The sequence below is a fragment of the Caldicellulosiruptor sp. DIB 104C genome (assembly GCF_028198085.1).
Taxonomy (GTDB): Bacteria; Bacillota; Thermoanaerobacteria; order Caldicellulosiruptorales; family Caldicellulosiruptoraceae; genus Caldicellulosiruptor; species Caldicellulosiruptor saccharolyticus.
This window is the reverse complement of sequence record NZ_CP116337.1, coordinates 2,276,184-2,280,202: the sequence shown is the minus strand read 5'-3', so window position 1 is coordinate 2,280,202 and position 4,019 is coordinate 2,276,184. Positions and strand designations below refer to the sequence as shown.

The 4,019-nt window shown below is 41.8% G+C and carries 4 protein-coding genes and 1 pseudogene; all 5 read left to right on the top strand.

The window, feature by feature from the left end; all coding sequences use genetic code 11:
* Positions 1-189: P-II family nitrogen regulator (locus PGC14_RS11185; protein WP_271628962.1), on the top strand; the 189-nt coding region annotated here is incomplete at its 5' end.
* 38 nt (positions 190-227) lie between these two features.
* Positions 228-602, top strand: coding sequence for a P-II family nitrogen regulator (locus PGC14_RS11180; RefSeq protein WP_271628961.1), 375 nt, complete (start codon positions 228-230; stop codon positions 600-602).
* A 30-nt stretch (positions 603-632) separates the two neighbouring features.
* The gene (locus PGC14_RS11175; RefSeq protein WP_271628960.1) at positions 633-2,027 is read left to right on the top strand and encodes a nitrogenase component I subunit alpha; all 1,395 of its coding nucleotides are present in this window, start codon (positions 633-635) and stop codon (positions 2,025-2,027) included.
* Positions 2,000-3,380 (top strand): annotated as a pseudogene (locus PGC14_RS13505) (nitrogenase component 1). Before PGC14_RS11175 ends, PGC14_RS13505 begins: the two are co-directional and overlap by 28 nt.
* 36 nt (positions 3,381-3,416) lie before the next feature.
* The coding region (locus tag PGC14_RS11160) for a nitrogenase component 1 (RefSeq protein WP_271628958.1) at positions 3,417-4,019 on the top strand (603 nt) is incomplete at its 3' end.

Sequence of the window (4,019 nt, the reverse complement as noted above, 5' to 3'; positions counted from 1 at the left end):
ACAGGAAGTATCCTCTATGACGAGCTTCCAAAGACAATGCTGATGATGGTTGTTGAAGATGAGGATTGCCAAAAAGTTGTAGATATCATCCTACAAAATGCATACACAGGAAACTTTGGAGATGGCAAAATTTTTATAAGCCCTGTTGAAGAGGCGTATACAATCAGAACAGGTGAGAAGAAGCTTTAAATTTATTTACAAAAACGTAAGGTGGTGAAGTTTCCAAAATGAAAGAGATAATAGCAATTATCAGAATGAACAAGGTTGGCGTGACAAAAGATGTACTGGTGGCAGCAGGGTATCCTGCTGCCACATTCCAAAAAGTATTGGGGCGCGGCAGGCAGCGTGGACTTGTTGGTGAGGTAAAAGCTATTGAGGTTGACAAGGCAACCGAGATGGTGCTTTCATCATCTGCTATGGAGTTTGTTCCAAAACGCATGATTACAATCATTGTTGATGACAAGGATGTAGAAAGAGTTGTCAACATCATCATGGCAGTAAACCGCACAGGTCAGGTGGGCGATGGGAAGATATTTGTCCTTCCTGTTGAAGATAGCATAAGAATCAGGACAAGGGAAAAAGGCTTCGAGGCCTTGGTATAAAAAATTGTTAAAAAAGGGGGCTGAATGAAAATGCCGTTTGTAACTCTTGATTGTGATAAGTACATTGAAGAAAGAGGAAGGCACACATATATCACTGATAAGAAAAATCCTGTTATACCTGTTTGTAACGTTAGAACAGTGCCCGGCGACATGACAGAGCGCGGGTGTGCATTTGCAGGAGCAAGAGGTGTTGTTGGAGGGCCTGTTAAAGATGTAATTCAGATAGTCCATGGGCCAATTGGTTGTGCTTACTATACATGGTCGTCTCGAAGACATCTTTCAGACAGTGAGTTTCACAGAAAATACTGCTTTTCAACAGATATGCAGGAAAAGGATATAGTCTTTGGAGGGGAAAAGAAGCTTTACAACGCCATCATCGAAGCAAACCAGGAATTTCCTGAAGCGAAAGCAGTGTTCATCTATGCAACATGTCCTACTGCCCTGATTGGCGATGACTTAGAAGCAGTTGCTAAAAAAGCTTCAAAAGCAATTGGAAAACCAGTAGTTGCCTTCAACTCACCAGGATTTTGTGGTGTTAGCCAATCCAAAGGACATCATATAGCAAACCACACAATCTTTGAAAAGATTGTTGGGACAAAAGAACTTGAAGACCCAACGCCGTATGATGTTAATATCATAGGCGAGTACAACATTGATGGAGATTACTGGGTGCTTGAAAAGCTATTTACCAAGATAGGACTTAGAATTATCACAGCATTTACCGGCAATGCTTCATATGACAATCTTTGCAAGATGCACCATGCAAAACTCAACATTGTGCATTGTCAAAGGTCAGCAACGTATATAGCAAGGCTGATGAAGGAAAAGTATGGAACGCCGTTTATTCGTGTCACACTTTTTGGGATAACAGAGACAATCAACTCACTTCGTGAAATTGGCGAGTTTTTCGGAATCCAAAAGAAGGTTGAAGAGGTCATTGAAGAAGAGCTTGAATCAATCATGCCAAGGCTTCAGTTTTACAGAGAAAAGCTTCGCGGCAAGCGTGCAATGATTTATGTTGGAGCACCGCGTGTTTGGCACTGGATACCGCTTATGCGTGACCTTGGTATAGAAGTTGTAGCATGTGCTACCACATTTGGGCATGAGGATGACTATGAAAAGATAAACGCAAGGGCAGACGATGGTGTGCTTGTCATAGACAATCCCAACGAGCTTGAGCTTGAAGAGGTAATCCAAAAATACAAACCTGATATATTCCTCACTGGTCTTAAAGAGAAATACCTTGCGCACAAGCTGGGTGTGCCGTCACTCAATTCACATTCGTATGAGAATGGGCCGTATGTAGCTTTTGAGGGACTTGTAAACTTTGCAAGAGACCTTTACAAATCATTATACGCACCTGTTTGGAATTTTGTAGGAGAGAGGTGGAGTGCAAAATGGCAACCAAACTGGCTAACCCTTTAATCTCAAAGGCAAACAGGCATGTGACAATTAACCCGCCAAAGATGTGCCAGCCAATTGGTGCAATGTACGCAACCCTTGGTATAGACAAAGCAGTTCCGCTTGTCCAGGGTTCACAAGGTTGCTGTACTTATGTGCGATACCAGTTCAACAGACATTTTAAAGAGCCGGTTAACATTGCAGTGACATCATTCCATGAGGATGCGGCTGTCTTTGGTGGGCGCCGAAACCTCATAGAAGGTATCAGAAACCTTGTTTTGAGATACTCACCAACAGTAATTGGTGTAATCACCACATGTTCGAGCGAGACAATAGGCGATGACATTGAGGCGTTTATCAAAGAGGCGTACAAAAAGCTTTCTGAGGAGCTGAGCAGTGAAGCGGCAAATAGTGTATATATTGTACCAATTCACACACCAAGTTATGCAGGAACGCATGTAAAAGGATATGACACAGCAACTATCTCATATGTAAAGTACTTTGCAAAGGAAAAAGAGGAAAATGGCAAAGCATATATCATCCCTGGCATGATAAACCCTGGCGATATTGAGGAGATAAAACACATATTGAACCTGATGAAGATTGATTATTCAGTGCTATTTGATATCTCAAAAACTCTAAACTCACCACTTATGCCGCCAAAAACCACTCTACCCTGAAGGTGGCACACCTTATTCAGAGCTTGAAGACAGTGCAAACAGCAAGGTAGCAGTTGCGCTTTGTCCACATGCCGGAGGCTCTGCTGCCAAGTATTTGGAAAGCGAATTTGGTGTAAAGAGCATGTTGGGACCTTTCCCTGTGGGTGTTGCCAACACTGACAGGTTCATTGAAAATCTCTCACAAGTATATGAGGTTGAAATACCCTATGAACTAAAAGTTGAAAGAGGGCTTTTATTAGATGCCATGGCAGACACATGCCAGTACACAATGATGAAAAAGGCCGCTGTGTTTGGCGACCCGGACATTGTAATTGGTGTCACAAGATTTTTGTGTGAGCTTGGAATGGATGTCAAGGTAGTTGAAACTGCAACCCCAAGCCCAACATTCACAGATGAGATAAAAGCTATATTTGATGAGTACAACATAGAAGGAGAGATTCTTGTTGACAGCGACCTTTACGAGTTTGAGTACTTGGCAAAAGAGGCAGGGGTTGATGTTGTGCTTGGAAATTCAAAAGTAGTTGAAGTTGCAAAATCAATAAAATGTCCACCTGTTAGAATTGGTTTTCCTGTGTACGACAGAGTAGGGTATTTTAGGTACGGAATTACAGGGTACAAGGGCAGTATATGGCTTTTGGATTTGATTGTCAATACCATTTTGGATTATTCATATCCGCATGATAAGCTGCATCAGTAAAACTTTTGACTTTTGTATATGAAAGCGGTGAGGTTTATGAAGCTTCAAAATCTTTTGCAGCAAAGAGATAAGCATATAACCAAAGATGGAGTTCCTGAGTGTCAAAGGCCCACAATCCCAGGGATTATGTCCCAGCGCGCATGTACCTTTTACGGTGCGCGCTGGGTACTTGCCCCTATTAAAAACTCTCTTCATCTTGTTCATGCACCGGCTGACTGCGCATTTTACGGTCAGAATGTCAGAAAGAAAAACTACATGATACTCTCAACAGACCTTGTAGAAAAAGACATCATATTTGGGGCGGCAAGAAAATTGGAAGAGAGCATAGTTGAGGCAGACAAAATCTTTGATAGCTACGACCTTGTGTTTGTTTACGCAACATGCACAGCTTCGCAAATTGGTGAGGACATTGAATGGTCAATTAAAAGGGTGAAAGACAGGGTTAACAAAATTGTAATCCCAGTTGTTGTTCCTGGATTTTCAGGGTATTCACAAGCAGATGGGCATCACATCGCACAAAGAGCAATTGCAAATTATATACTCAAAAGTTTTAAAAACACAGAGGAAATTGAAAATTCTGTCAACATCATAGGCGAGTACAATGTAGCAGGAGAGAGCCAAGCTATAAAAAGACTTTTA

Coding starts and splice junctions, on each gene's coding strand:
- PGC14_RS11175 (WP_271628960.1), top strand. CDS start 633: ATGCCGTTTGTAACTCTTGATTGTGATAAGTACATTGAAGAAAGAGGA.
- PGC14_RS11180 (WP_271628961.1), top strand. CDS start 228: ATGAAAGAGATAATAGCAATTATCAGAATGAACAAGGTTGGCGTGACA.